17 protein-coding genes and 1 riboswitch are annotated in these 25,894 nt (G+C 70.4%); of the genes, 14 read left to right on the forward strand and 3 right to left on the reverse strand.

Features of this window, described 5'->3' with window-relative positions:
* The first annotated feature begins 106 nt into the window (after positions 1 to 106).
* The 6 genes from RZ84_RS26840 to RZ84_RS26865 all read left to right on the forward strand — a co-directional run bounded on the left by RZ84_RS26840 (position 107) and on the right by RZ84_RS26865 (position 9,501).
* Complete coding sequence (locus tag RZ84_RS26840) at positions 107 to 1,717, forward strand: DUF4192 domain-containing protein (RefSeq protein ID WP_043266493.1); 1,611 nt, start codon at positions 107 to 109, stop codon at positions 1,715 to 1,717.
* A gap of 113 nt (positions 1,718 to 1,830) precedes the next feature.
* Positions 1,831 to 3,942, forward strand: coding sequence for a glycogen debranching N-terminal domain-containing protein (locus tag RZ84_RS26845; RefSeq protein WP_241778096.1), 2,112 nt, complete (start codon positions 1,831 to 1,833; stop codon positions 3,940 to 3,942).
* A 48-nt stretch (positions 3,943 to 3,990) separates the two neighbouring features.
* Complete coding sequence (locus RZ84_RS26850; protein WP_043266495.1) at positions 3,991 to 4,758, forward strand: NUDIX hydrolase; 768 nt, start codon at positions 3,991 to 3,993, stop codon at positions 4,756 to 4,758.
* A gap of 859 nt (positions 4,759 to 5,617) precedes the next feature.
* On the forward strand, positions 5,618 to 6,601 hold the full coding sequence (locus RZ84_RS26855; protein WP_043266497.1) for a FadR/GntR family transcriptional regulator: 984 nt from the start codon (positions 5,618 to 5,620) through the stop codon (positions 6,599 to 6,601).
* Between the two features lie 400 nt (positions 6,602 to 7,001).
* Positions 7,002 to 8,552 carry an RNA polymerase sigma factor gene (locus RZ84_RS26860; RefSeq protein WP_277816884.1) on the forward strand — a complete coding sequence of 517 codons (1,551 nt, stop codon included), beginning with the start codon at positions 7,002 to 7,004 and terminating at the stop codon, positions 8,550 to 8,552.
* Between the two features lie 139 nt (positions 8,553 to 8,691).
* A complete protein-coding gene (locus RZ84_RS26865; protein ID WP_043266501.1) occupies positions 8,692 to 9,501 on the forward strand; it encodes a serine protease in 810 nt (269 codons plus the stop codon).
* 123 nt (positions 9,502 to 9,624) lie between these two features.
* Here RZ84_RS26865 and RZ84_RS26870 read toward each other — a convergent pair whose 3' ends face one another.
* Entirely contained in the window at positions 9,625 to 9,855 is a 231-nt protein-coding gene (locus RZ84_RS26870; RefSeq protein WP_043266503.1) for a DUF7455 domain-containing protein, read from the reverse strand.
* Between the two features lie 445 nt (positions 9,856 to 10,300).
* On the opposite strand from RZ84_RS26870, the gene RZ84_RS26875 reads away from it, so the two are divergent.
* The 4 genes from RZ84_RS26875 (at position 10,301) to RZ84_RS26890 (ending at position 14,949) form a co-directional block, all read left to right on the forward strand.
* On the forward strand, positions 10,301 to 12,421 hold the full coding sequence (locus RZ84_RS26875) for a DNA gyrase/topoisomerase IV subunit B (protein WP_043266506.1): 2,121 nt from the start codon (positions 10,301 to 10,303) through the stop codon (positions 12,419 to 12,421).
* Positions 12,422 to 12,579: 158 nt separating this feature from the next.
* Positions 12,580 to 13,068 carry a DUF1453 family protein gene (locus tag RZ84_RS26880; protein WP_043266508.1) on the forward strand — a complete coding sequence of 163 codons (489 nt, stop codon included), beginning with the start codon at positions 12,580 to 12,582 and terminating at the stop codon, positions 13,066 to 13,068.
* 31 nt (positions 13,069 to 13,099) lie between these two features.
* Complete coding sequence (locus tag RZ84_RS26885) at positions 13,100 to 14,266, forward strand: sensor histidine kinase (RefSeq protein WP_043266510.1); 1,167 nt, start codon at positions 13,100 to 13,102, stop codon at positions 14,264 to 14,266.
* The gene (locus tag RZ84_RS26890) at positions 14,263 to 14,949 is read left to right on the forward strand and encodes a response regulator transcription factor (RefSeq protein WP_043270923.1); all 687 of its coding nucleotides are present in this window, start codon (positions 14,263 to 14,265) and stop codon (positions 14,947 to 14,949) included. The genes RZ84_RS26885 and RZ84_RS26890 overlap by 4 nt, the downstream gene beginning before the upstream one ends.
* A gap of 809 nt (positions 14,950 to 15,758) precedes the next feature.
* On the opposite strand, the gene RZ84_RS26900 is transcribed toward RZ84_RS26890, so the two are convergent.
* Entirely contained in the window at positions 15,759 to 16,769 is a 1,011-nt protein-coding gene (locus RZ84_RS26900; protein WP_043266514.1) for a sucrase ferredoxin, read from the reverse strand.
* Between the two features lie 684 nt (positions 16,770 to 17,453).
* Here RZ84_RS26900 and RZ84_RS26905 point away from each other — a divergent pair.
* Positions 17,454 to 18,590 (forward strand): CobW family GTP-binding protein, encoded by a 1,137-nt coding sequence (locus RZ84_RS26905; RefSeq protein WP_043266516.1) that lies wholly within the window; start codon positions 17,454 to 17,456, stop codon positions 18,588 to 18,590.
* 400 nt (positions 18,591 to 18,990) lie between these two features.
* Here RZ84_RS26905 and RZ84_RS26910 read toward each other — a convergent pair whose 3' ends face one another.
* Complete coding sequence (locus tag RZ84_RS26910) at positions 18,991 to 21,438, reverse strand: DNA gyrase/topoisomerase IV subunit A (protein WP_043266518.1); 2,448 nt, start codon at positions 21,436 to 21,438, stop codon at positions 18,991 to 18,993.
* A 291-nt stretch (positions 21,439 to 21,729) separates the two neighbouring features.
* Between RZ84_RS26910 and RZ84_RS26915 the strand changes: the two genes are divergently transcribed.
* The 3 genes from RZ84_RS26915 to RZ84_RS26925 all read left to right on the forward strand — a co-directional run bounded on the left by RZ84_RS26915 (position 21,730) and on the right by RZ84_RS26925 (position 25,839).
* Positions 21,730 to 23,070, forward strand: coding sequence for a M16 family metallopeptidase (locus RZ84_RS26915; RefSeq protein WP_043266520.1), 1,341 nt, complete (start codon positions 21,730 to 21,732; stop codon positions 23,068 to 23,070).
* A gap of 38 nt (positions 23,071 to 23,108) precedes the next feature.
* Positions 23,109 to 24,491 carry a M16 family metallopeptidase gene (locus RZ84_RS26920; RefSeq protein ID WP_052230562.1) on the forward strand — a complete coding sequence of 461 codons (1,383 nt, stop codon included), beginning with the start codon at positions 23,109 to 23,111 and terminating at the stop codon, positions 24,489 to 24,491.
* Between the two features lie 399 nt (positions 24,492 to 24,890).
* Positions 24,891 to 25,047: riboswitch (cyclic di-AMP (ydaO/yuaA leader) on the forward strand.
* A 12-nt stretch (positions 25,048 to 25,059) separates the two neighbouring features.
* Positions 25,060 to 25,839, forward strand: coding sequence for a M23 family metallopeptidase (locus tag RZ84_RS26925; RefSeq protein ID WP_043266522.1), 780 nt, complete (start codon positions 25,060 to 25,062; stop codon positions 25,837 to 25,839).
* Positions 25,840 to 25,894 lie beyond the last annotated feature (55 nt).

A 25,894-nucleotide genomic window follows, 5' to 3' on the forward strand; every position in this document is an offset into this window, starting at 1 on the left:
CCACCGACAACGCGCGAACCCCCGCCCGAAGCTGTGGACAACCACCCCACCCGCGAGTTATCCACAGGGGTCGCGGAGCGGCGGTGAGCTGCGCGATCTTCGAGCCATGAATCCGCACAGCGAACCGCGCAAGCCCGGTACCGACAACCCCTCGCCCGCCTCCGCGAGCCCGTCCTCCGCGGCCCCCACGGGCCCGCCCGAGCCACCGTCTCCCGGTGCTCGGCCCGGCCCACCCGCCTCCGCCGACCCCACGCAAGCCGCCGCCCCCACCGCCGCTGCCACCCCCGCTACCCCTTTCATCGCGCCCGACCCGTCCGCCCCCTCCCTCTCCTGCAACGCCTACACCCCGGCCGACCCCACCCCCTCCCGCCCGTCCTCCGACCCCGCCGACTCCCGGCCGCGCGACACCACCGCACCCGACGACCCGGCCACCGAACCCCCGGTCACCCTGCGCGGCCCCGCCGAGCTCGCCGACGCACTGCCGTATCTCATGGGTTTCTACCCGGACGACAGCATCGTGATGGTCGCGCTGCACGGCGAGCGCGCCCGCTTCGGCGGACGGCTCAGGCTCGGCATCCCGGCCGACACCACCCAATGGCCCGACGTCTGCGACCAGCTCGCCGACTGCCTCATCACCGGCGCCCGGGACCGCGCCGCGCGCCCCGTCGGCATCCTTGTCTTCCTCTGCCAGGAACCGTCCCGGGGAGAGACCGGCAAGGACGTCAAGGACCGCCTCCGCCCCCTCGCCCAGCGCCTGCGCACCGCATGCGGCGCACAGGACGTACCGGTACTCGAAGCCCTGTGCATCTCCAACGGCCGTTTCTGGTCCTACTGTTGCCCCGACTTCCGCTGCTGCCCCGCGGAGGGGACACCCCTGTTCCTGCCCGGTACATCCGTGATGGCCGCAGCCGCCGCCTACGCGGGAATGCAGGTGCGCGGCTCGCTCAAGGAGATGGAGGCCCGGCTGGCACCCCGCACCGGACCGCGCGCCGACGACCAGGAGCAGGCCCTGGACACCGCGGCGGCGACGCTCATGCCCCGGATGCTCCGGCCGGACGGCGCGCCCGTCGTCCGGCGCGAAACCCTCGATCTGGCGCGTGCGATGATCCACCGCTTCCGCCAGGACACCCCCACCGGCAGCAACCGCGCCAGGGACGCCTGCGACGACGCGCTGATCACCGACCGCGAAGCCGCCGACCTCATCCTCGGCCTCCAGGACCGCGGCACCCGCGACCGGGCCGCGGAATGGATGGACGGCCCCGAGGCCGCCCCGGCCCTCCGCCTCTGGCGCGCCCTCGCCCGCCGCTGCGCCGGCGGCTACGTCGAGCACGCGGCGGCGCCACTGACCCTCGCCGGCTGGGTCTGCTGGTCCACCGCAGACGACCCATCCGCACGTGTCGCACTGACCCGTGCCCTCACCGTCGATCCCGGCTACATCTTCGCGCAGATGCTGCACCGCGCCCTCAACGAGGGCCTGGATCCCGAGCCGCTGCGCCGCTGCCTGCGCGAGCAGCGGAAGGAGGCGGAGAGCGCCGCCGACGGACCGGCGGCCGTCCCGCAGGAACCACACCGGCCTGCGGACCGGCCCGGACCGCCGCGCCCCGCAGCCGCCGACCGCCCTCGCGGGCCACGCGGCGGCACCGGTCCCGGCACCCGTACGACCGGCGCCGCCGGCAAGCGCCGGACCGGCCGGGACGGCGATCGGAGCCGGCGGTGACGCAGCGGTCGCGGTCCGGCCGGCGTGACCTGGGCGCCGGCCGGAACGTTCACCTATATGGCGCAGGCCGTACGGAGCCCCGACCTCACCAGGGAGCGCAGAGCGTGCCAGGGATCGTCCCCACCACCCAGCCGACCCACCAGCCCGCCGGAGAACGGCGCACCGCGCCGCCCCGGCCGCCCCAACCGCAACCCGTCCACTCCGCGCTGATCTGTGTGGCCCTGCCGTCCCTCGCCGTGTCGCCCCCCTCGGGGCAGCTCACCGGCGAGGGCTTGGAGGGCTACTACCGGGACGGCCGGCGGATCCTCTCCCGATGCGAAGTACGGGCCGCGGGCGGTGAACCACTCGTCGTCCAGGGCCGGTTGGTCGCCGCGGACCGGGCCCGGTTCATCGGTGTGGTCCGCAGAACGGGCGAGCGCGGGCCGGACCCGGAGATCCGGATGGAGCGGCTGCGGTACGCCGACGGCACCGAACGGATCACCTTCCACAGCAACGCCGGCCGGCCCGTCCGGCTGCCGGTCGAAATCCGGCTCGGTACCGACCTCGCAGAGCTCGGGGCCGTCGCCCTCGGCTTCCCCGGCGCCGAACTCCGCGCCGCGGTCCACGGCTCCGGGCTCCGCTGGACCGGGCCCGGCGCGCACGCCCTGGTCTCCGCGACGCCCACACCCCAGGACGCCCTGGCCTCGGCGGGTCTGCTGCGCTGGGACCTGGAGCTACCACCGGGCGGCCGGCGCACCGTCGAGCTGCACGCCCGCCTCGAATACAACACGGGCAACCCCCGGGGCGGCGCCCACCCGGCCGCCCGCGGGCGCCCCGGCCAACCCCGTATTCCCGGTCCGCGTTCCGCCCTCTCCGGCCCCCGGATGCGTGGCGACCGGCCGCCGCACCCTTGGTCGGCCGCCCACCTGGAATGCGACGACCATCGCGCCGACGCCCTCATGGCACGCAGCCTCGACGATCTGCGCGGCCTGCTGATGCGCGACCCGGCCATGCCCGCGGACGTCTATGTGGCCGGGGGATTCCCCTGGCGCTGCGGCCTCGCCCCGGCAGAGGCCCTCTGGAGTGCCCGGATGCTGCTTCCTCTCGGCACCCGGCTTGCTGCGAGCACCCTGCGCACCCTCGCCCGCACTCAACAGGCCACCCCAGGAGCGGATTTCGGCCGAATTCCCGGCGCCCTGCGCGACGCCGGGCCGCACGCCCCACCGAGCTGCACGGGCATCGAAGCCACCCTCCTCTTCCCCGCAGTCCTCGCGGAGGCCCGCCGCTGGGGCCTCCCCGACCCGGAGACAGAACGGCTGCTGCCCCCCGCCGAACGGTGCCTCCAGTGGCTGCGCACGGCCACCGACCCGCCGGGCGGAGGCCGCGGCGGCTACCTCCCCGACCCGGCGCCCGACGGCCCCTACCGCTGCGAGACACAGGCCCACGCCCACCGCGCCGCGCTCCTGGGCGCCGACCTCCTCGACGCCTGCGGCTCCTCCGGTGCCGCCGCACTCCGCGACTGGGCGGCCGACCTGAGCACCCGCTTCCGGACCGACTTCTGGGTGGAGGACCGCGCGGGCGGCCGTCCGGCCGCCCTGCTCACCGTCGACGGCAGGCCGGTGCCGCACCTCGGCTCCACCGCCGCCCATCTCCTCGACACCGGCCTGCTCGGCGGCGGCACCCTCGCCCCCGGCCTCCTGGACGCGGCACAGACCGACCAACTGGCCCGACTGCTGCGCAGTCCGGCGATGGACTCCGGATGGGGCCTGCGCGGACTCGGTGCCAAGGAGACCGGCTACAACCCGTTCGGCCACCGCAGCGGTGCCGTCCGCGTCCAGGAAACGGCCATCGCCGCCGCCGGACTCGCCGCGGCAGGCCACGAAGCCGCTGCCGGTGCCCTCACCAGGGGCGTTCTCGATGCCGCGGAGAGCTTCGGCCACCGCCTCCCGGAGATGTACGCGGGGGAGCAGCGCACCGCCGACGGCGCTCCGGTCCCGCACCCGGCGGCCTGCCGCCCTGCCGCTGCGGCGGCGGCCGGGGCGGTCCAGATGCTCGTCACCCTCGCGGGGCTGCGCCCCGATGTCCCGTCGGGGACGGTGGCCGTCCGCCCGCTCGGCACCGCCCCGCTCGGCGCGATGCAGCTCACGGGACTCACCATCGCCGAGCAGCCTTTCGCCGTTCGGATCAGCCGGCTGGGGATGGGCATGGTCGAGGCAGCGGCGGACGGCCTGCAACTCGGTTCGTGAAGGGCCGCGTGACCTGTTTATCGTCAGGCGGACGACTATGATCACGTCATGCCTCCCTACGACCCGTCGGCCTTCCCGCCCTTTGCTGTCACCGTCGACCTGGTCGTGCTCACCGTGCGCCGCCACGCCCTGTGTGCGCTGGCGGTACGCCGCGGTGAGCCGCCGTTCCAGGGCCGCTGGGCCCTGCCCGGCGGTTTCGTCCGGGCCGACGAGGATCTTGAGGACGCAGCCGCCCGGGAGCTCGCCGAGGAGACCGGCCTGCACGCCCACCCGGAGGCGGGCCCGCCGCCCGCGTACGGCGCGCACCTCGAACAGCTCGCCACCTACGGCGACCCCAAGCGCGACCCCCGGATGCGCGTCGTCAGCGTCGCCCACCTGGTCCTGGCCCCCGACCTGCCGGCCCCCAGGGCCGGCGGCGACGCCCACAGCGCCCGCTGGGCACCCGTGGACACCCTCCTGGAGCACGAGGGAAGCGCGCACGCCCGCGACGGCGAGCTGACGACCCCGCTCGCCTTCGACCACGCGCGGATCCTCGCCGACGGCGTGGAACGCGCCCGCTCGAAGATCGAATACTCCTCCCTCGCCACGGCCTTCTGCCCGCAGGAATTCACCGTCGGCGAGCTCCGCCGGGTCTACGAGGCGGTCTGGGGCGTCGCCCTCGACCCCCGCAACTTCCACCGCAAGGTCACCGGCACCCCCGGCTTCCTGGTCCCCACCGGCGGTACCACGACCCGTCAGGGCGGACGCCCCGCACAGTTGTTCCGAGCCGGCGGCGCGACCCTCCTCAACCCCCCGATGCTGCGCCCCGAGGTCTGACCCACCGCCGCGCCCCGTCGGACCCCCGCGTCACCACGTCGGCTTCCCCGCCGACTCACACCTCACGAGGCGCGCTCCAGTCGCCATCAGATCAGTCGCGCCGGCCGCCGGTTCATGCCGTCCGCAGCGCTATCCCCTGGGTCAACATGCCGCCCGCGAAGTCACCGGACGAGGTGACTCGACCGCCTCGACGTCCCCAATGGTCACAGCTTGCGCTCCGCCAACTCCTCTGCTCCAAGGCAAACTTGGTTGCTTCCCGGTGAGCATGCGCCGCCTTCCACCCCGGGCACTCACCACCACGCATCACCACACGCACGACTCATCGCCCATGAGGCCACCACTTGCCCGCAGTTCGCCCGGGACGCGTCCGCCGGCATCCCCGATTGGCCTGTACACCCCGCTGGTTGCCCTGCGCAGGGAGGCTGGCGGCGTACGCGGCGGACCGATCGCCGGTGCATGACCGCGGCCGGCAATGCGGTGGACGGCCGAACTCGCCATGCCCATCCGGCATGGGTCGCCACCGCACGCGTCATGCCCGACCCGGCGCCCCGAAGCCCAGCCGGAGTACCCGGTCCGCGAGGCTGCCGACGGCGGTTCGCGGGCCTTCCGGATTCGACCGAGGCGTATCGATGGCGACGCCTTGTGCGCCCCAACCCTCGGGCGGTGCACCCGCGTTGCTGCCGTCCGCCCTGGGCTGCACTTATGTGTTCACCGTGCTAACGGGCCGGTGGACGCCGACCTGCCAAGACGCCCGTTTCCGGGCTCCGTTGTTGCACCCGCTGTCCACAACTCGCCGCCGAAAGCGCATTTCTTTCCGATAAAGCGTCAATTGCGAGATAACGGGCGATCACCCTTTCGTGTGCTTTTCACCAAAGACCTCAAGGCCGTTCAGGGTGTCGCCGACAAAGGATGCGTGAGTACCCTTGCGCACACCATGATGACCGCGGCTCGCCCCGGCGACACCGGCCTCGCAGGCCCCGGCGAGCTTGACCGCTACTCCTACGCCAACGCCGCCAACGCGACCGGCCAGGAGCGCGCAGAGCGCGTTTCGCCGGTCTGGGAAGGCTCCGAAGCAGACATCGGCCGGGTCGGCCGTCGCGCGGCGGGCAGCCGTGGCCGCGGCCTCCACGGCCAACTCGTGCAACAGCTCGGCCAGATGATCGTCTCCGGCGATCTCGGTGCCGACCGCCCGCTCGTCCCCGAGGAGATCGGCCAGCGCTTCGAGGTCTCCCGCACCGTCGTCCGCGAGTCGCTGCGCGTCCTCGAGGCCAAGGGGCTGGTCAGCGCGCGCCCCAACGTAGGCACCCGGGTACGCCCGGTCAGCGACTGGAACCTCCTCGACCCCGACATCATCGAGTGGCGGGCCTACGGGCCGCAGCGCGACGACCAGCGGCGCGAGCTGTGCGAGCTGCGCTGGACGATCGAGCCGCTCGCCGCCCGCCTCGCCGCCGGCCACGGCCGCGAGGACATCCAGCAGCGGCTCCCCCACATGGTCGAGATCATGGGCCACTCCGCCGCCCAGGGCGACACCATGACGTTCACCCGCGCCGACGTCGAGTTCCACACCCTGCTCCTCCAGCTCGCCGGCAACCGGATGCTCGAGCACCTCTCGGGCATCGTCACCTCCGCCCTGCATGTCTCCGGCGGATCCGGCGGCGGCTGTGAGCGGCCGGTCGAGACATCCGTGGGCCAGCACATGCGGGTCGTCGACGCGATCGGTTCCGGCGACGCCACGGCCGCCGAATCCGCGATGCGCCAGCTCCTCGCCGCCCACGGTGAGACCGGCGGGCAGGGCACCGGGACGCCCGTGGACCACGTCGTCCCCGCGCCCCGCGAGCACTGAAGGGCCGTACCCGACCACGTGCGGACCGTAAGCCCAGCGCGACCTCGTGCCCCGCGCACTCCGATGGAGGGTGTGCCGTGCGTACCGAAGGAGCGCAAGATCGCCGGATCCGGGGCGTCGTCCGGATCCGGCGGCAGACCTTGAGAGGGTTGCATGTCATATGACTGGGAATAGGTCGTTATGGGGTGTGACTCGGGCCACGCAGATTGGGCGTAACGCTCTCCGGGGAAGCGCGATGACTTAAGAGGTGATAGCCGAGGAGGGAATACGAGCGGCGTTCGTGACGCTGTTCAACTCCCCGGTTGCCCCTGCGCCGTCGGTCCATCCCCACCGGCGGTCGTCGGCTCCGATCCGCATGGACGGGGTCGGAAGCCGTTTCCATCGTTCCGAGAGGTTGTTCGTGTCGGCCAGCACATCCCGTACGCTCCCGCCGGAGATCGCCGAGTCCGAGTCTGTGATGGCGCTCATCGAGCGGGGAAAGGCAGATGGGCAGATCGCCGGCGATGACGTGCGTCGGGCCTTCGAGGCTGACCAGATTCCGCCAACCCAGTGGAAGAACGTTCTGCGCAGCCTCAACCAGATCCTCGACGAGGAGGGTGTGACGCTGATGGTCAGTGCCGCAGAGGCGCCCAAGCGCACCCGCAAGAGCGTCGCAGCGAAGACTCCCGCAAAGCGCACCGCCACCAAGACCGTGGCCGCGAAGACCGCCACGGTGAAGAAGGCCACCGCCGCCGCCCCCGCCCCCGTGGCGGACCCGCCGGCGGGTGAGTCCGAGTCCGCGCCTGTGAAGAAGGCTGCGGCGAAGAAGACGGCCGCCAAGAAGACGGTCGCGAAGAAGACCACGGCCAAGAAGGCCACGGCCAAGAAGACGGCGTCCAAGAAGGACGTCGACGAGCTGCTCGACGACGAGGTGACCGAGGAGACCGCGGCACCCGGCAAGGGCGAGGCTCCCGAGGCCGCCGAAGGCGCCGAGAACGCCGGCTTCGTGCTGTCCGACGACGACGAGGACGACGCCCCCGCGCAGCAGGTCGCCGCGGCCGGCGCCACCGCCGACCCGGTCAAGGACTACCTCAAGCAGATCGGTAAGGTCCCGCTCCTCAACGCCGAGCAGGAGGTCGAGCTCGCCAAGCGCATCGAGGCCGGCCTGTTCGCCGAGGACAAGCTGGCGAACAGCGACAAGCTCGCGCCGAAGCTCAAGCGCGAGCTGGAGATCATCGCCGAGGACGGCCGCCGCGCGAAGAACCACCTCCTGGAGGCCAACCTCCGACTGGTCGTCTCCCTGGCCAAGCGGTACACCGGCCGCGGCATGCTCTTCCTGGACCTGATCCAGGAGGGCAACCTCGGTCTGATCCGCGCGGTCGAGAAGTTCGACTACACCAAGGGCTACAAGTTCTCGACGTACGCGACGTGGTGGATCCGCCAGGCGATCACCCGCGCCATGGCCGACCAGGCCCGTACGATCCGTATCCCCGTCCACATGGTCGAGGTCATCAACAAGCTCGCGCGCGTTCAGCGCCAGATGCTCCAGGACCTGGGCCGCGAGCCCACCCCGGAGGAGCTGGCCAAGGAACTCGACATGACCCCCGAGAAGGTCATCGAGGTCCAGAAGTACGGCCGCGAGCCGATCTCGCTGCATACTCCGCTGGGCGAGGACGGCGACAGCGAGTTCGGTGACCTCATCGAGGACTCCGAGGCCGTCGTCCCGGCCGACGCGGTCAGCTTCACGCTCCTGCAGGAGCAGCTGCACTCCGTGCTGGACACTCTCTCCGAGCGTGAGGCCGGCGTGGTGTCCATGCGCTTCGGCCTCACGGACGGCCAGCCCAAGACGCTGGACGAGATCGGCAAGGTCTACGGCGTCACGCGTGAGCGGATCCGTCAGATCGAGTCCAAGACGATGTCGAAGCTGCGTCACCCGTCGCGTTCCCAGGTGCTGCGCGACTACCTCGACTGACCGGACCTGCTCCGTTCGCGCCGCGAGCCCGGCCCTCCCACCTCGGTGGACGGGTCGGGCTCGCGGCCGTCCGGGTGCGGGGCGCGGCCGTTTGGGTCACTCTGGGTGGGCGACCACTGTCCCAGAGTCAGGAGTCCGTATGCGCCCCTGCGTACCCGCCGCCTTCGGAGCCCTCGCGCTGATATTCGCCGCACCGACCTCGGCTGCTGCGGACGGGTCGGTGATCGGTGGCAAGCCCGTGCGGCCCTCCAGCAGCCCGTGGGCGGTGGCCCTGGCATCACATCAGCGGTTCGGGACCCAGCGCTCCGGCCAGTTCTGCGGCGGCGTGCTGGTCGGGCACGCGACGGTGGTGACGGCCGCGCACTGTCTGGGCCAGGAGGTGCTGGGACTCCCCTGGAAAGAGGTGCGCGATCTACGGGTCGTCGTCGGACGCGACAACCTCACTGGCGGCGGCGGCCAGGAGGTAGAGGTCGCCAACGTGTGGGTCAATCCGCGCTACAACAGCTGGACCAACGAGGGCGACATGGCCGTCCTGACGTTGAAGGAGCGGGTCCGGAACCGCCCGATCCGAATAGCCGGCGAGGACGACAGCGCCTACCGGCCGGGCAGCACGGCGACGGTCTACGGATGGGGCGATACGACCGGAGAGGGCAGCTATGCGTCGCAGCTGCGGTCGGCCCGGGTGAACGTGCTGCGTGACACGGTCTGCGCGAGGGCCTATCCGGGGAGCGCGGACGGGACGTACAAGGCCGCATCGATGCTGTGCGCGGGGGAACCGAAGGGCGGGCGGGACGCCTGCCAGGGGGACAGCGGGGGGCCGCTGGTGGCGCAGGGGCGCCTGGTGGGGCTGGTGTCGTGGGGGACTGGCTGCGGGCAGGCGGGAAGCCCCGGTGTCTACACGCGCGCTTCCGCGCTGCTCCCGGCGGTGCGCGAGCATGGGGCGGGCTGAGCGCCGCCGAGGATTGTCGGAGATGCCGCGGCGCACGAGTGCGGGCGGCCTCCCCGGTGGTGCCGGGAAAACCGCCCGCCGCACGGCGCTGGGCCGCTACTCGCTCGTCGTGGATGCGATGTGTCAGCGTTCCTCGTCAGACGCAGACGTCGGAGAAGCGGTCAGCCGCTCCGTCTCGTCCTGTATTTCCGCGGCGATCTTCTTGAGTTCTGGCTCGAACTTGCGACCGTGGTGGGCGCAGAAGAGCAGTTCTCCGCCGGACATCAGGACGACGCGCAGGTATGCCTGGGCGCCGCAGCGGTCGCAGCGGTCAGCGGCCGTCAGCGGGCTCGCGGGTGTCAGAACAGTAGTCACGTCGCCTCTTCTCTAGCTCGACGAGCTGTCGTACCAGGGTCAACATCCAACCAGGCCGAAAACGTTCCCGCTCGTGCCTTTTCCTCGAAAAAATTCTTCCGAGGGGCCGGGTGCTGCCGGGTGGCGGCGAATGAGCCGTATTGCGTGGTGGTCTGATTCACGTTGGTTACTGGAGGTCTGCCCTCCCGGCTGGCTTGCCGGTTGTTGATGAGGACGTGCCCGGAGCCTAAATGGTTCATGCCTCGAAGGGAACGTGATGTGCACGTCACTCAGACGTCACCCCATCGAGCGATCGAACGCGTGAGCGAAATTCTACTACCATGGTCATGCTCACGGGTGGCGTCACATCGGCTCTACTGGGCCTCGGTACCCTCTCACCGGCGACACCGCCACAACCGAGTCCGCGGAATGCGGACTGCCAGAAATTCAGCGAGGAGCGAACCGCGTGACCGCCGAGATGTCCGTGCCGTCCACCGCAGTGCTGACCGGGGCAGACCGGGACGGTTCCAACTACACCGCGCGGCATCTGCTCGTCCTCGAGGGCCTGGAAGCCGTCCGCAAGCGCCCCGGCATGTACATCGGCTCCACGGACAGCCGTGGCCTGATGCACTGCCTCTGGGAGATCATCGACAACTCCGTCGACGAGGCGCTGGGCGGCTACTGCGACCACATCGAGGTGGTCCTCCATGACGACGGGTCGGTGGAGGTCCGGGACAACGGCCGCGGCATTCCCGTTGACGTCGAGCCCAAGACGGGGCTCAGCGGCGTCGAGGTCGTGATGACCAAGCTCCACGCCGGCGGAAAGTTCGGCGGCGGTTCGTACGCCGCCTCCGGCGGCCTGCACGGCGTCGGCGCCTCGGTCGTCAACGCGCTCTCCGCGCGGTTGGACGTCGAGGTGGACCGCAGCAGCAAGACGCACTCCATCAGCTTCCGGCGCGGCGTGCCCGGCATCTTCACGGAATCCGGGCCGGACGCCCCGTTCGACCCCAGTAACGGCCTCATCAAGGGCAAGCGGGTCCCCAAGACGAAGACCGGCACCCGGGTGCGCTACTGGGCCGACCGGCAGATCTTCCTCAAGGACGCCAAGCTCTCCCTGGAAACGCTGCACGCCCGCGCCCGGCAGACCGCGTTCCTGGTACCGGGGCTGACCATCGTCGTCCGCGACGAGCGCGGTATCGACGGCGCCGGGAAGACGGAGGAGACGTTCCGCTACGACGGCGGCATCAGTGAGTTCTGCGAGTACCTGGCGCAGGACAAGGCCGTCTGCGATGTCCTGAGGCTGACCGGCCAGGGCACCTTCAAGGAGACGGTGCCGGTCCTCGACGAGCGCGGTCACATGACACCGACCGAAGTCACCCGTGAACTGGGCGTCGACATCGCCCTCCGGTGGGGGACCGGCTACGACTCGACGATCAAGTCCTTCGTGAACATCATCGCCACCCCCAAGGGCGGCACCCATGTCTCGGGCTTCGAGCGTGCGGTGACCAGGACCGTCAACGAGGTGCTGCGGTCCAGCAAGCTGCTGCGCGTCGCCGAGGACGACGTCGTCAAGGACGACGCGATGGAGGGCCTCACCGCCGTCGTCACCGTGCGGCTCGCGGAGCCGCAGTTCGAGGGACAGACCAAGGAGGTGCTGGGTACCTCCGCCGCGTCCCGGATCGTCGCCCAGGTGGTCGGCAGGGAACTCAAGGCGTTCCTGACGTCCACGAAGCGAGATGCCAAGCAGCAGGCGCGCTCCGTACTGGACAAGGTCGTCGCCGCGGCCCGTACGCGCATCGCCGCCCGCCAGCACAAGGAGGCCCAGCGGCGGAAGACGGCGCTGGAGTCGTCCTCCCTGCCGGCCAAGCTGGCGGACTGCCGCAGCGACGACGTCGACCGCAGCGAACTGTTCATCGTCGAGGGGGACTCGGCGCTGGGCACGGCGAAGCTGGCGCGGAATTCGGAGTTCCAGGCGCTGCTGCCGATCCGCGGCAAGATCCTCAACGTCCAGAAGTCGTCGGTCTCGGACATGCTCAAGAACGCCGAGTGCGGCGCCATCATCCAGGTCATAGGGGCCGGATCCGGCCGCACCTTCGACATCGACACCGCCCGCTATGGCAAGGTCATCTTCCTCGCCGACGCCGATGTCGACGGTGCCCATATCCGCTGTCTGCTGCTGACGCTCTTCCAGCGCTACATGCGGCCGATGGTCGAGCAGGGCCGGGTCTTCTCCGCCGTCCCGCCGCTGCACCGTGTCGAGCTCATCAACCCCAAGAAGGGCCAGGAGAAGTACATCTACACCTACTCGGACAACGAACTCCGCCAGACGCTGCTGGAGCTCCAGCGCAAGAAGGTCCGCTACAAGGACAGCATCCAGCGCTACAAGGGCCTCGGCGAGATGGACGCCGACCAGCTCGCCGAGACCACCATGGATCCGCGGCACCGCACCCTGCGCCGGATCAACATCAGTGATCTCGAGGCGGCGGAGAAGGCGTTCGATCTCCTGATGGGCAACGAAGTCGCTCCCCGTAAGGAGTTCATCACCAACTCCGCCTCCACTCTGGACCGTTCGCGCATCGACACCTGAGTAGGCCGCTGCTCCGTACGGGCGCCTCTCCACCCACGGGTGGACGGGCGCCCGTCGTCATTTCCACCCGCGCCCCACCCTGGCTCCGATCCGGGCGGTGGGGTGCTCTCCGTAGCGTCGGGAACGTCGAAATTCCCCGTCCACGGAGGCTTCAGGACATGAGCGGCTGGCCCAGCGTCGTCGTGATGATCGCGGTTGTCGTCGTCGTGTGCGCCCGGCAGTTCACGGCGCAGCGCGTCACCTCGGAAGGCAAGAAGTGGTGGCTGATACCCGTCATCCTTTGCATCCTGGCGCTGCGGCAACCCGGCCTCCTGGACCCCGCGCACCATGCAGCGTCCGCGGTCCTGCTGGCAGTGACCCTTCTGCTCGGGCTGGCCAGCGGTGCGGCATGGGCCTGGACCACGCGTATCTGGACCGATGCGGACGGTGCGGTCTGGACCAAGGGCACCTGGGCGGCGGCCGGTGTGTGGCTGTGCGGGATGGCACTGCGCTTCGGCCTCATGGGCATTGCTGCGGTCCTGGGCGTCCACCAGGGGAGCCAGGCCACAATGCTGTCCGTAGCGGCCATGCTGCTCACCCGTGCCGGTGTCACCAGCTGGCGCGCCCAGGCCGCGCTGCAGACGTACCGTGTCCCTGTCGCGGGCTGACGCTCCGCGGCGCCCACCGAAAGGACCGTACGTGCCGCCCAACCACTGGACCAGCTGGCCCCTGCGGGAGTCGCTCTCCCGTGAGGGCGTCAGCGAGGCCCGGTTGTGGATCGGCCGCACCATCCGTGTCCTGGTGGTGGCCGGCCTGCTGTGGACCACCCTTGTAGAAGGCCCCTTCAGCGGCTGGGGCCTGGTTGCGGCGTGCGCCGCAATCGTCACGACCTTGGTGATGTTCCGGTGCTTCCTCCACATGACGCGTGAGCGTCGGCTGTGGACCTCCATCGGGCTGTTCGCCGTGCTGGAGGCCGCGGCATTCGGCTTCTACCTGGCCGACGCCCGGATGCCGGCGATCGTCCTGTGGTGCGCCTGTGCCATCACTTCCATGGAGCGGCTGCCGCTGAGCGTCGCCGTGCCGTGCTCGTCGATCGCACTCGGTGCGTTCGCGGTGGTCAACACGGACAACTGGCTGACGACCGTTGTGACCACAGGAGGGCTGGGGCTCGCCGGTTATGTCGTACGGCTGGATGCCGAGGCGCGCGGCAATGCCCAGCGTTTGCTGGCGCAGGAACGCGCCGCCCGTAAGGCCGAGGCCGAAACCGCAGCGCTTGCGGAACGGGGGCGGATCGCGCGAGAGATCCACGACGTCCTCGCCCACAGCCTCAGCGCCCAGCTGGTGCACTTGGAGGCAGCTCGGCTGATGATCCAGCGAAGCACCGACCTGGAATCGGACCGTGAGCAGCTCCTGGAGCGGGTGGTGGCATGCAGAGGGATGGCGCGAGAAGGGCTTGACGGCACCCGTGAGGCCCTTTCCGCGCTGCGCGGCGAGATGATCCCGGTCGAGGACTTCCTGAGCCGTCTGACGGCCGCTGAGGGCGCGCAATTGGACGTCGTGGGTGAGCAGCGCACGCTGCCGGCGGAGGCGGGGCTAGCGGTCCGCAGAGTCGCGCAAGAGGCGCTCACGAATGTACGCAAGCACGCACCGGGTGCCCGGGTGACTGTGCAACTGGAGTACGCCGAGAGCCACATAGGACTGGTGGTGCGCAATTCGGGAGGGCGTTGCAAGCCTGGTGAGCTCGCGAGCAGCGGTTCCGGGTACGGTCTGCTCGGGATGCGGGAGCGCGCCGAACTCCTCGGCGGAACGCTGGAGTCCGGCCCCGATGAGGAGGGTTTCGTGGTGCGGTTGTGGGTGCCCGCATGATGGCACGCACGGTGGCGCGCGTCGTCGTGGCCGATGACCAGACGGTGGTACGCGAGGGAATCGTGATGCTGCTGGGGCTGTTGCCCGGTATCGAGGTCGTCGGATCGGCCGGGAACGGTGAGGAGGCCGTCAGCATGGTCGCCGAACTCGCCCCCGATGTCGTCCTGATGGACCTGCGGATGCCCCGTTGCGACGGCGTCGAGGCGACCCGGCGGATCCGTACGGACCACCCTGGCACCCAGGTCGTGGTCCTCACTACGTATGCCGATGACGAATCCCTCTTCCCGGCCTTGCAGGCCGGCGCCCGTGGTTACCTCACCAAGGACGCCGACGGTGATGAGATCGTCCGCGCCATCGAAGACGTGCTGTCAGGCGAGGCCGGCCTGTCGCCGAAGATCCAGCGGCGCCTCCTGGACCGCTTCGCAGAGCCCGCACACACCCTTCCGAAACAGTCGGACGATCCCCCGGACGGACTGACCGCCAGGGAGGTGGAGGTGCTACGACTCGTGGCAGAGGGGCAGTCGAACCCAGAGATCGCGCGCACGCTGCATGTCTCCACTGCGACGGTGAAGACGCACATCAACAACATCTTCGCCAAGGCAGGTCTACGGGACCGCGCCCAGGCTATCCACTATGCGTACCGGAACGGCCTCGCAGAGCCGCCCGGGTCGGCTGCGACCTGATGACGTGGCGAGGGGCCCGGACCGAAGAGTCTTGGGCCTTCCGTTTCGTTCTGCCCACCTGAACGATCCGCTCTCGTCTGGATGGCCAACGAGGCAGCGGGGGTTGGGAGTCGGGTGTCTGGCTGGGCTCTGGATCAGAGCATCAGCTGTGTTTCCGGACCGCTAATCCGGGGCGGGTGGCGCGGATGGGTGCGGCGGACCTTGCTTCCTGATGGCGGCCGTGGGGTGCGGGGCAGACTGTGACGGCGTTTCGGCGCGCGTGTTGTGGGTGCCGGCTGCCGACCGGGGCGGACGTGTGCGACGGGCGATTGTGGAACGTGGGTAGGAGCGCGGCGCGGTGTGAGTTATCCACAGGCTCCGCGATTGCGGATTGTGTGCGCGTAGCCTCACAAAGTGAAGTTCGGGCTGGAGGGCCCGTCTCATGCCGGCTGGCGAGCGTCGCCGAGCGGCGCTCTGTCAGGGTGCGGCGAGCTCGGTGACGAATGCACGGGTGCCGAGTGGCTGGTGGCTGGGGCAAGTCCGTGGCCCGACAGGAGCTGGGAAGCGTGCGGTGAGGCGCGCGGAGGGGAGTCGGTATGTGGGTAACGGGGGATGGCGCCGGCGCCTGGCGCGCGGCAGCAGGGCGCGGTAGGCACCGGACTGCTGTGTTGCGCTCTGTGCGGCCGATGCTCGGCTTGGGGCTCGCCGCGACGTTGGGTCTGGCGGCAGGGGCAGCGCTGGCCCGGGCTGTGGCAGGCGAAAGGCAGCCAGATGGGACACAGCGCTGCAGGTGCATGCGTGAAGCCGGGGAGCGGAAAATGCGTCCGGCTTCAGGTGAGCGGCAGGGCGGGAGAGAAGGGCCGGCCAGGGACGTCGGTATCCGGGATGGCGGTGATGGAAGTGACCGCCATTCGCGTCGGTGGACCGAGAGGCGCACCACAGCTGGCGGGCGCCGGAGCACCGTCGGTCCGCTGATCGACGACAACGTGCCAGGCCCGGCCGTCGGCATGGGTGACGGTGACGACCCAGGAGGGAGAAGCCGCCGGAACCGCCCCGTCACCCGGCGCCGGCCCATTGCCCCACCGCGCTTCGGGCCGCACCGCGTCGGTCCGTACGATGTCGAGTGCGTCCGCCCGCGGCTCACGGATCAACTCGCGGACCGCGAGGTCAGCGGCCTGAGCCGGGCGGTCCCAGGTAGAGCGGCCGCGGCAGTGATCGAGCCCGACTCGGCCGTGACGCGCCGCTTCCACGATGTCCTTGACCAACTGGGCCGAGGCTCGTCCGTAGGCGTAGCCGTAGGGCAGGACGAAAAGCGTGGGGGAGAAGCGGTGTCCGCCGATATGGGTGACTTCCCAGGTTGCCGTACTACTGGCGGCGAGCTCGGTGGCCAACGGGCGGCCGAGGATGGCACAGCAGCGATCCCTCTTGCCGTTCGTGCATACAAGGACCACAGGATCTCCGGCGTATTGCTCCCAGAGGCCGTCATGTTCGCCGGCGCCCAAGGCGGTGAAGTTCAGCCCAAGAGCCGCCCGCGGGTCGGTGACGGTGGTGGTGCGGATCCAGGAACGGCCCGGAGCGGTGTGCGCGACGAACAGCCGGCGTCGGGGAACACCGTGGCAGTCGGCGTGGCGTCCCGGCCGGCGGATCAGCGCGACGCGTACACCTGTCCCCTCTGTGGCGGCCTCCAGGGCCCGGCCGACGTGCGGGTCGAGGTGGCTGTCCGTCAGGGCCTTCGCCCCCCACGGTCCGGTCTGCTCGATGAGCAGCCAGGTGAGGGCTGTGGCTGCCGTCCCGGCGACGGGCTCGGCCGATTCACGGGAAGCGGTAGCGCAGGTGCTCACAAAGGTGAGCCTAACTCGGACAGGCTGACCGCGAATCCTGGGAGGGCGACGGAGGAGGCCACGACGAGTGGCGGCGGTTGGTCGTGCCTGCGTTACGGCGGTGTCGGGCATGGAAGTCGCGCGCTGCGGCGACGTTCCGGGGGGCTGCAGCGACGAAGGCCGGCTCCGACAAGGTCACGGACGGCTCGTCGGAATGCGTGACTGAGCGCTGCGCGGGCCGTCAGACGGGGCACGGGGCCGTGGGATGCCTGGTGAGCGTTTCCTGGAGCGGTACGAGCAACGGGGTGGGGTGCGGCGGGCCCCGGCGTGTGGGCGTCGGGGCGACGGTCCGGCGAGTGATGGGTCTGTACGCGGCGTCGGGCTGAGTGGCCCGAGTGGTGAGTTTGGCTGGAGCGCGGCGCGAGACTTCCCGAGCCACCGCATGGGACGGCATGCGGTTCAGCGTCTCGCATCGGGGACCGGTGTGGGACTGCCATGGCATAGGGACTTCGTCTGCCGATAGCGGGGAGGACCATCCTGGTGGCGGTATGCACGTCCCTGCGGTAGCCCGGGCCCGCTGTGGTCTTCGGCACTGCTCGTTGGCAGACGTGGCTCGGGCTGTCCCGTAGGCAGTCCGTTACGATCGACAGCTCGTTCGCCGCCGTCTCGGGCGGCACGCCACCCGCACGATGGAGGCACACCCCCTTGGCCACACAGCAGATCCCGGTAGTCGTGCTCGCGGGGTTCCTGGGGTCGGGCAAGACGACGCTTCTCAACCACTTGCTCCGCGCCGGCGACGGAACCCGTATCGGCGCGATCGTCAATGACTTCGGCAGCATCGAGATCGACGCGATGACTGTCGCAGGGCAGGTGGATTCGATGGTGTCGCTCGGCAACGGCTGTCTGTGCTGTGCCGTCGACACCAGCGAGCTGGACACCTATTTGGAGCGACTGGCCCGCCCCGCCGCCCGAATCGACGTGATCGTCATCGAGGCCAGCGGCCTGGCCGAGCCGCAGGAACTCATCCGGATGATCTTGGCGAGTGACAATGACCGGATCGTTTACGGCGGACTGATCGAGGTCGTCGACGCCGCCGAGTTCGCGGAGACCCGGATCCGGCATCCCGAGCTGGATCGGCATGTGGGCATCGCGGATCTCGTGGTGCTCAACAAGGCCGACCGGATCGGGGATGCGGCGCGTCAGGAGCTCTTGGACACGCTGGCGGATCTTGCTCCCGGACGTCCGGTGCTCTGTACGGCGTACGGGCGGATCGATCCGGAGCTGTTCTTCGACAGGGGAGCAGGGGAGGACCGTGACGCGGCCGTACGGCAGCTGTCCTTCGAGGACGTGTTGCGCGAAGCCGCCGCTGATGGGGAGCCGGGGTACGGAATCGAGGACGGCGTCGGGCACGGGACCCACGAGGGGCGTGAGCAGGGCCATCAAGGCTGTCACGACGGCTGCCATGAGCACGCAGGGCATCTTCATGCGGCGTATCAGAGTGTGGAGTTCACCTCAGAGGAGCCGATGCATCCGCGGCGCCTGATGGATTTCCTCGACAGTCGCCCCGCCGGCCTGTATCGCATCAAAGGCTTCGTGTACTTCGATGTCCCGGAGAACCGCCAGAAGTTCACGCTGCACGTGGTCGGTGACTTCCTGCGCTTCTATCCCTCACCCTGGCCGAAGGGCGAGGAGCCGTGCACCCAACTGGTGATGATCGGCAGTGGTATCGACGCTCCCGCACTGCGGAAGGAACTGGAGAACTGCCGGCAGACCGTGCCCTCGGATGCTGACGTGAACAGCATGTGGGGTGTGCTGCGGTTCGTGGCTTCACAGGAGGAGTGAGCGCCCGGGCAACGACCCTGACGCGATGAGCGGCCCACGGGGGCCCACGGGCAGGGGGTACCTCCTGTGTCATGGGGGGACGTCGTGGGAGGGAGGCCGGGGTGGTCGCCGCCAACGGAAAGCAGGAATCAACGTTGGCCACCGCTGCAGCGGCGACAACCTGCCTCAACCTCAGTCACCTCCCCACGCGGCAACCGCTCACCCTGGTCGGCGCACCGTCGATGGCCGGCCTCTCCTCAACGACTGTCCCGGAGCACGCACGAGCAACTTCCCCAGCACGGGCAAAGGCGACTTCCCTGGCGCACGAAAGGGTGACTTCCCCGGCGTGCGACTGACGCCGCTGAGCCGGTTCTTCACCGGTTCGGCGGCGTCAGTCGTCAGGGCTTGTGGGAACGCGTGGTTACACCGGCCCGGCCAGTGCGGTCACCGGCTTCGCCAGCGGCACGCCGGAGCCGTCCCTGCGGGGGTCCGGCTCCGGCAGGGGGACCGGGGCGCCCTTCGCGTCCGCGGCCCGTACCGGAGCAGGACCGGCCCAGGCCGTCGTCAGGCAGTCCTCGCCCTTCAGGAACCGCTGGCAGCGCACACCACCGGTCGCCCGGCCCTTGCGCGGATACTGGTCGAACGGAGTGAGCTTGGCCGTCGCCACCGAGTCGTCCAGGGTGCCGTGCGACCCGGCGACCGTGAACACCATGGCATCGGCGGCCGGGTCGACCGCCGAGAATGCGATCACCCGCGCACCCTCGCCCAGCTTGATGCCCGCCATACCGCCCGCCGGACGTCCCTGCGGCCGTACCTGCGATGCCGGATAGCGCAGCAGCTGCGCCTCGTTGGTGATGAAGACCAGGTCCTCCTCACCCGTGCGCAGTTCGGCCGCGCCCACGATGCGGTCGCCCTCCTTGAGGGTGATGACCTCCAACTCGTCCTTGTTGGACGGGTAGTCGGGCGCCACGCGCTTCACAACGCCCTGTTCGGTGCCGAGCGCGAGGCCCGGCGAGGACTCGTCCAGCGTCGTGAGGCAGATCAGTTCCTCGTCCTCCTGGAGCGTCAGGAACTCCGAGACCTGCGCGCCGCCGGAGAGATTGGGGGCCGCCGCGGTCTCCGGGAGCTGCGGCAGATCGACCACGGAGAGCCGCAGCAGCCGCCCGAGCGACGTCACCGCGCCGACCTCGCCACGGGTGGTGGCCGGCACCGCCGAGACGATCACATCGTGCTTGACGCGCTTGGCGTCGGCGTCGAACTGCGTCTCGCTCGTGGCGGTGCGCGCCAACAGGCCGGTGGAGGACAGCAGCACCCGGCAGGGGTTGTCGGCGACCTCCAGCGGGACTGCGGTGACGGGCGCACCCGCCGACTCCAGCAGGACGGTCCGGCGCGACGTGCCGAACTTCTTGGCGACCGCGGCCAGCTCGCTGGAGACCAGCTTCCGGAGCTCCGCGTCCGACTCCAGGATCCGGGTCAGCTCCTCGATCTCGGACCGCAGCCGGTCGCGCTCCGACTCCAGCTCGATCCGGTCGAACTTGGTCAGCCGGCGCAGCGGGGTGTCGAGGATGTACTGGGTCTGGATGTCGCTCAGCGAGAAGCGCTCCATCAGGCGCTCCTTGGCCTGCGCGCTGTTCTCACTGGAGCGGATCAGGCGGATGACCTCGTCGATGTCGACCAGGGCGGTCAGCAGGCCCTCGACCAGGTGGAGCCGGTCGCGTCGCTTGGTGCGGCGGAACTCGCTGCGCCGGCGCACCACGTCGAAGCGGTGGTCGACATAGACCTCCAGGAGCTCCTTGAGGCCCAGGGTCAGCGGCTGGCCGTCCACCAGGGCGACGTTGTTGATGCCGAAGGACTCTTCCATCGGCGTGAGCTTGTAGAGCTGCTCCAGGACGGCCTCGGGGTTGAAGCCGTTCTTGACCTCGATCACCAGGCGCAGGCCGTGCTCGCGGTCGGTGAGGTCCTTGACGTCCGCGATGCCCTGGAGCTTCTTCGAGCCGACCAGGTCCTTGATCTTGGAGATGACCTTCTCCGGGCCCACCGTGAAGGGGAGTTCGGTGACGACCAGGCCCTTGCGGCGGGCGGTGACGTTCTCCACCGTGGCCGTCGCCCGGATCTTGAACGTGCCGCGGCCCTTCTCGTACGCGTCCCGTACCCCGCTCAGGCCGACAATCCGGCCCCCCGTCGGCAGGTCCGGACCCGGCACGAAGCGCATCAGGGTGTCCAGATCGGCGTTCGGGTGCTTGATCAGGTGGCGGGCGGCGGCGATCACCTCGCCCAGGTTGTGCGGCGGCATGTTCGTCGCCATGCCGACCGCGATACCGGACGTCCCGTTGACGAGGAGGTTCGGATACGCGGCGGGGAGGGCGACCGGTTCCTGCTCCTGGCCGTCGTAGTTCGGCGCGAAGTCGACGGTGTCCTCGTCGATGGACTCCGTCATCAGGGATGTCGCCGACGCCATCCGGCACTCCGTGTACCGCATCGCGGCGGGCGGGTCGTCATTGCCCAGCGAGCCGAAGTTCCCGTGCCCGTCCACCAGGGGCAGCCGCATCGAGAACGGCTGTGCCATGCGCACCAGGGCGTCGTAGATGGACGCGTCGCCGTGCGGATGGAGCTTGCCCATCACCTCGCCGACCACCCGGGCGCACTTCACGTAGCTGCGGTCGGGGCGCAGGCCCATCTCGTTCATCTGGTAGAGGATGCGGCGGTGCACGGGCTTGAGTCCGTCGCGGGCGTCCGGCAGGGCGCGGGAGTAGATGACCGAATACGCGTACTCAAGGAAGGAACCCTGCATCTCGTCGACGACGTCGATGTCGAGGATCCTCTCCTCGAAGTCGTCCGGCGGCGGGGTCTTCGTGCTGCGGCGGGCCATCGCGGCTGCGGCTCCTTCTGCTGCGTCTACTGCCGATGTTGGATCAACGCTCTGGATCAACGCTGTGGTCGACCGGCTGGGGATCGACCGATGAGTCTGCCTGAGTCTGACGCGGACCATTGTGGACCGCCCCACTGACAACGCCGACCGCGACTCCCCCCTTCCCCCTCCAGGGGGGCTGGGCGCGGCGCACGTTCGGGGCCTTCCTCATGGGAACTTCGCCAGATGCCGACGCGGTTGCATAGAGTGACAGAACTTCCTCGCAAGCGGATCGAAGGGACGTACATGCCCATGGGTCACACGGCCACAGAACAAGCCGGCTCCGGCGGCCTGACAGCGACCGAGCACCGGCTGGCCAACGGCCTGCGCGTGGTGCTCTCCGAAGACCACCTGACGCCGGTGGCGGCGGTCTGCCTGTGGTACGACGTCGGCTCGCGCCACGAGGTCAAGGGCCGTACGGGCCTGGCTCACCTCTTCGAGCACCTGATGTTCCAGGGTTCCGCACAAGTCAAGGGCAACGGCCACTTCGAGCTCGTCCAGGGCGCCGGCGGCTCGCTCAACGGGACCACGAGCTTCGAGCGCACCAACTACTTCGAGACCATGCCCGCCCACGAGCTGGAGCTCGCCCTCTGGCTGGAGGCGGACCGGATGGGCTCGCTGCTCACCGCCCTCGACGAGGAGTCCCTGGAGAACCAGCGCGACGTCGTCAAGAACGAGCGCCGCCAGCGCTACGACAACGTCCCCTACGGCACGGCCTTCGAGAAGCTGACGGCCATGGCGTATCCGGAGGGCCACCCGTACCACCACACTCCCATCGGGTCGATGGCCGATCTCGACGCGGCCTCCCTGGAGGACGCGCGGGCCTTCTTCCGCACGTACTACGCGCCCAACAACGCCGTGCTCTCGATCGTCGGCGACATCGACCCCGAGCAGACGCTGGCCTGGGTCGAGAAGTACTTCGGCTCGATCCCGTCGCACGACGGCAAGCAGCCGCCGCGCGACGGCAGCCTCCCCGAGGTCATCGGCGGCCAGCTGCGCACCGTCGTCGAGGAGGACGTCCCCTCCCGCGCCCTGATGGCGGCCTACCGTCTTCCGCACGACGGCACCCGTGAGGCGGACGCCGCCGACCTCGCACTCACCGTTCTGGGCGGCGGCGAGTCCTCCCGCCTGTACAACCGCCTGGTGCGCCGTGACCGCAGCGCCGTCGCCGCGGGCTTCGGCCTGCTCCGGCTGGCGGGCGCGCCCTCGCTCGGCTGGCTGGACGTGAAGACGTCCGGCGGTGTGGAGGTCGCCGCCATCGAGGCCGCGGTCGACGAGGAGCTGGCCCGCTTCGCCGACGAGGGGCCGACCCCGGAAGAGATGGAGCGGGCCCAGGCCCAGCTGGAGCGCGAATGGCTGGACCGCCTCGCGACGGTCAGCGGCCGTGCGGACGAACTGTGCCGCTTCGCCGTCCTGTTCGGCGACCCGCAGCTCGCGCTGACCGCCGTGCAGCGCGTCCTGGAGATCTCCCCGCTGGAGGTGCAGGCGGTCGCCAAGGCCCGGCTGCGCCCCGACAACCGCGCCGTGCTCGTCTACGAGCCCACCGAGCAGACCGACGCCGCCGACACCGAGGAAGAGGAGGCGGCGCAGTGAACGACGCCACCACCCGCGACGACGTACCCATGAGCACCATGGACTTCCACCCGCAGCCCCACGGGGGCGCGCCCAAGCCGTGGGCGTTCCCGGCCCCCGAGCGCGGCCAACTGCCCAACGGCCTCACCCTCCTGACCAGCCACCGCCCCGGCCAGCAGGTCGTCGCCGTCGAGGTCAACCTCGTCGCCCCCCTGGACGCCGAGCCCGAGGGCCTGGACGGCGTCGCCACGATCATGGCGCGCGCCCTGTCGGAGGGCACCGACAAGCACACCGCCGAGGAGTTCGCGGCCGAGCTGGAGCGCTGCGGCGCCACCCTGGACGCGCACGCCGACCACCCCGGCGTACGGGTCTCCCTGGAGGTCCCGGCGTCCCGGCTGCCGCGGGCGCTCGGCCTCCTGGCCGACGCGCTGCGCGCCCCCGCCTTCCCGGACAGCGAGGTCGAGCGGCTGGTCCGCAACCGCCTCGACGAGATCCCGCACGAGCTCGCCAACCCGGCGCGGCGCGCCGCGATGGCGCTGTCCAAGGAGCTGTTCCCGGCCACCGCCCGGATGTCCCGGCCCCGCCAGGGCACCGAGGAGACCGTGGCGCGCGTCGACGCGGCGGCCGTCCGGGCCTTCTACGACGCGCATGTGCGGCCCGCCACGAGCACCGCCGTCATCGTCGGCGACTTCACCGGCGTCGACCTGGACGCGGCCCTCGCCGACACCCTGGGCGCGTGGACCGGGCCCACCGCCGAACCGCTGAAGCCCGCGCCGATCGTCGCCGACGACACCGGCCGGGTGGTGATCGTGGACCGCCCCGGGGCCGTCCAGACCCAGCTGCTCATCGGCCGGATCGGCGCCGACCGGCACGACCGGGTGTGGCCCGCGCAGGTGCTCGGCACGTATTGCCTCGGCGGCACGCTCACCTCCCGTCTGGACCGAGTACTGCGGGAGGAGAAGGGCTACACCTACGGGGTGCGCGCCTTCGGGCAGGTGCTGCGGTCCTCCGCACCCTCGTCCCCCGAGGGCGCCACGGGCGCCGCGCTGCTGGCCATCAGCGGCTCGGTGGACACCGCTTCCACGGGACCGGCCCTTGAGGACCTGTGGACGGTGCTGCGCACCCTCGCGGCGGAGGGGCTGACCGACGCCGAGCGTGATGTCGCGGTGCAGAACCTCGTAGGCGTCGCGCCGCTGAAGTACGAGACCGCGGCGGCCGTCGCCGGCACGCTCGCCGACCAGGTGGAGCAGCACCTCCCGGACGACTTCCAGGCGCAGTTGTACGTCCGGCTCGCGGAGACCGGCACGGTCGAGGCGACCGCGGCGGCCGTCAGTGCCTTCCCGGTGGACCGCCTGGTGACGGTCCTCGTGGGCGACGCGGAGCAGATCGCGGAGCCCGTCAAGGCACTGGGGATCGGTGAGGTGACGGTCGTCAGCGGCTAGCGTCCGCAGCCATGACGGCCTGTCATGCGACGGATGGTCACATAGCGACATGGCGACATAACGGCTCCCGTGGTGGTCATTTGCCACGGGAGCCGTCGCATGTCTGCCGCCGGCCCGCAGCGAGCCGGCAGCCCGTGACCGCGTATCGCCGTGCTGACCGTGCTCACCGTGTTCCTGTTGGACGGGTGCGTCGCGTGTTCCGCCCGACCGCCGGCCCGCTTCCCCGTTGCCGGGCCGTGCCGTGCCGTGCCGTGCCGCTGATGTCCCGTGCGGCGCTGCTGGTTGCCCCTTCGAGGTGTGGCGTCCCGCACAAAGAGCCGATTCTGTTTGCCGATTGAAAGTTGTCCCGTTTAGCGTCGGTCCGGCTGTTCGTCACAAGACCGCCACAACAGTGGCACCGGACAGTCATCGCCGAGTCCCCGTACGGCGCGAGCCAGGGGAGCCGGGGACCCACACGTCCCTTGGGGTGAATCGGGCGCCTCTCCGGAGGGGCCCGTAGGAGACCTTCCTGCTCCGAACCCGTCAGCTAACCCGGTAGGCGAGAGGGAAGGAAAGGACCAGCCAGTACATGGCGTTCACCCGTGCCACCGGGAAGCACCGCCGTGCGAGCCGCACAGCCCGTACGACCCGCAACATCGCCGGCATAGCCACCCTCGCGGCCTCCGGTGTTGTCGCCTCCGTGGCGTCGCCCGCGCTGGCCGCCACCGACGAGGCGGCGCACCACGACACCGGACTCCAACAGGCCGTCGTGGTGGGTGACGAACTCGCCGGCCGGATCGAGGCCCAGGCCGACGCGCAGCAGGCGGCAGCCGAGGCCGCCGCCGCGAAGGCGAAGGCCGAGGCGGAGGCCAAGCGGCGCGCCGAGGAGGCCAGGAAGAAGGCCGAGGCGGAGCGGGCGGCCAAGGAGCGCGCCGCCCGCGAGGCCGAGCGCAAGCGCCTCAACACCTTCGTCGCCCCCGTGGACGGCTCCTACGTCTCCACCCCGTACAAGGCGTCGAGCGGCCTGTGGTCCTCGGGCAGCCACACCGGTATCGACTTCCACGCCGCCTACGGCACGTCCGTCCACGCCGTGGGCTCGGGCACCGTCGTGGAGGCCGGCTGGGGCGGGGCGTACGGCAACAACATCGTGGTCAAGATGAACGACGGTACGTACACCCAATACGGTCACCTGTTGTCCATCGGCGTCTCCGTCGGCCAGCCCGTCACCCCCGGCCAGCAGATCGCCCTCTCGGGCAACACCGGCAACACCACCGGTCCGCATCTGCACTTCGAGGCCCGCACCGGCCCCCGGTACGGCTCCGACATCGACCCCGTCGCCTACCTCCGCTCGCACGGCGTCGACGTCTGATCTCCCGCCGCATCGCGCGTCCCCCAGGAGCCCCGGCCCGCCCCCCATACGGGCC

This window comes from Streptomyces sp. CT34 (assembly GCF_000805335.1).
Classification (GTDB): Bacteria; Actinomycetota; Actinomycetes; order Streptomycetales; family Streptomycetaceae; genus Streptomyces.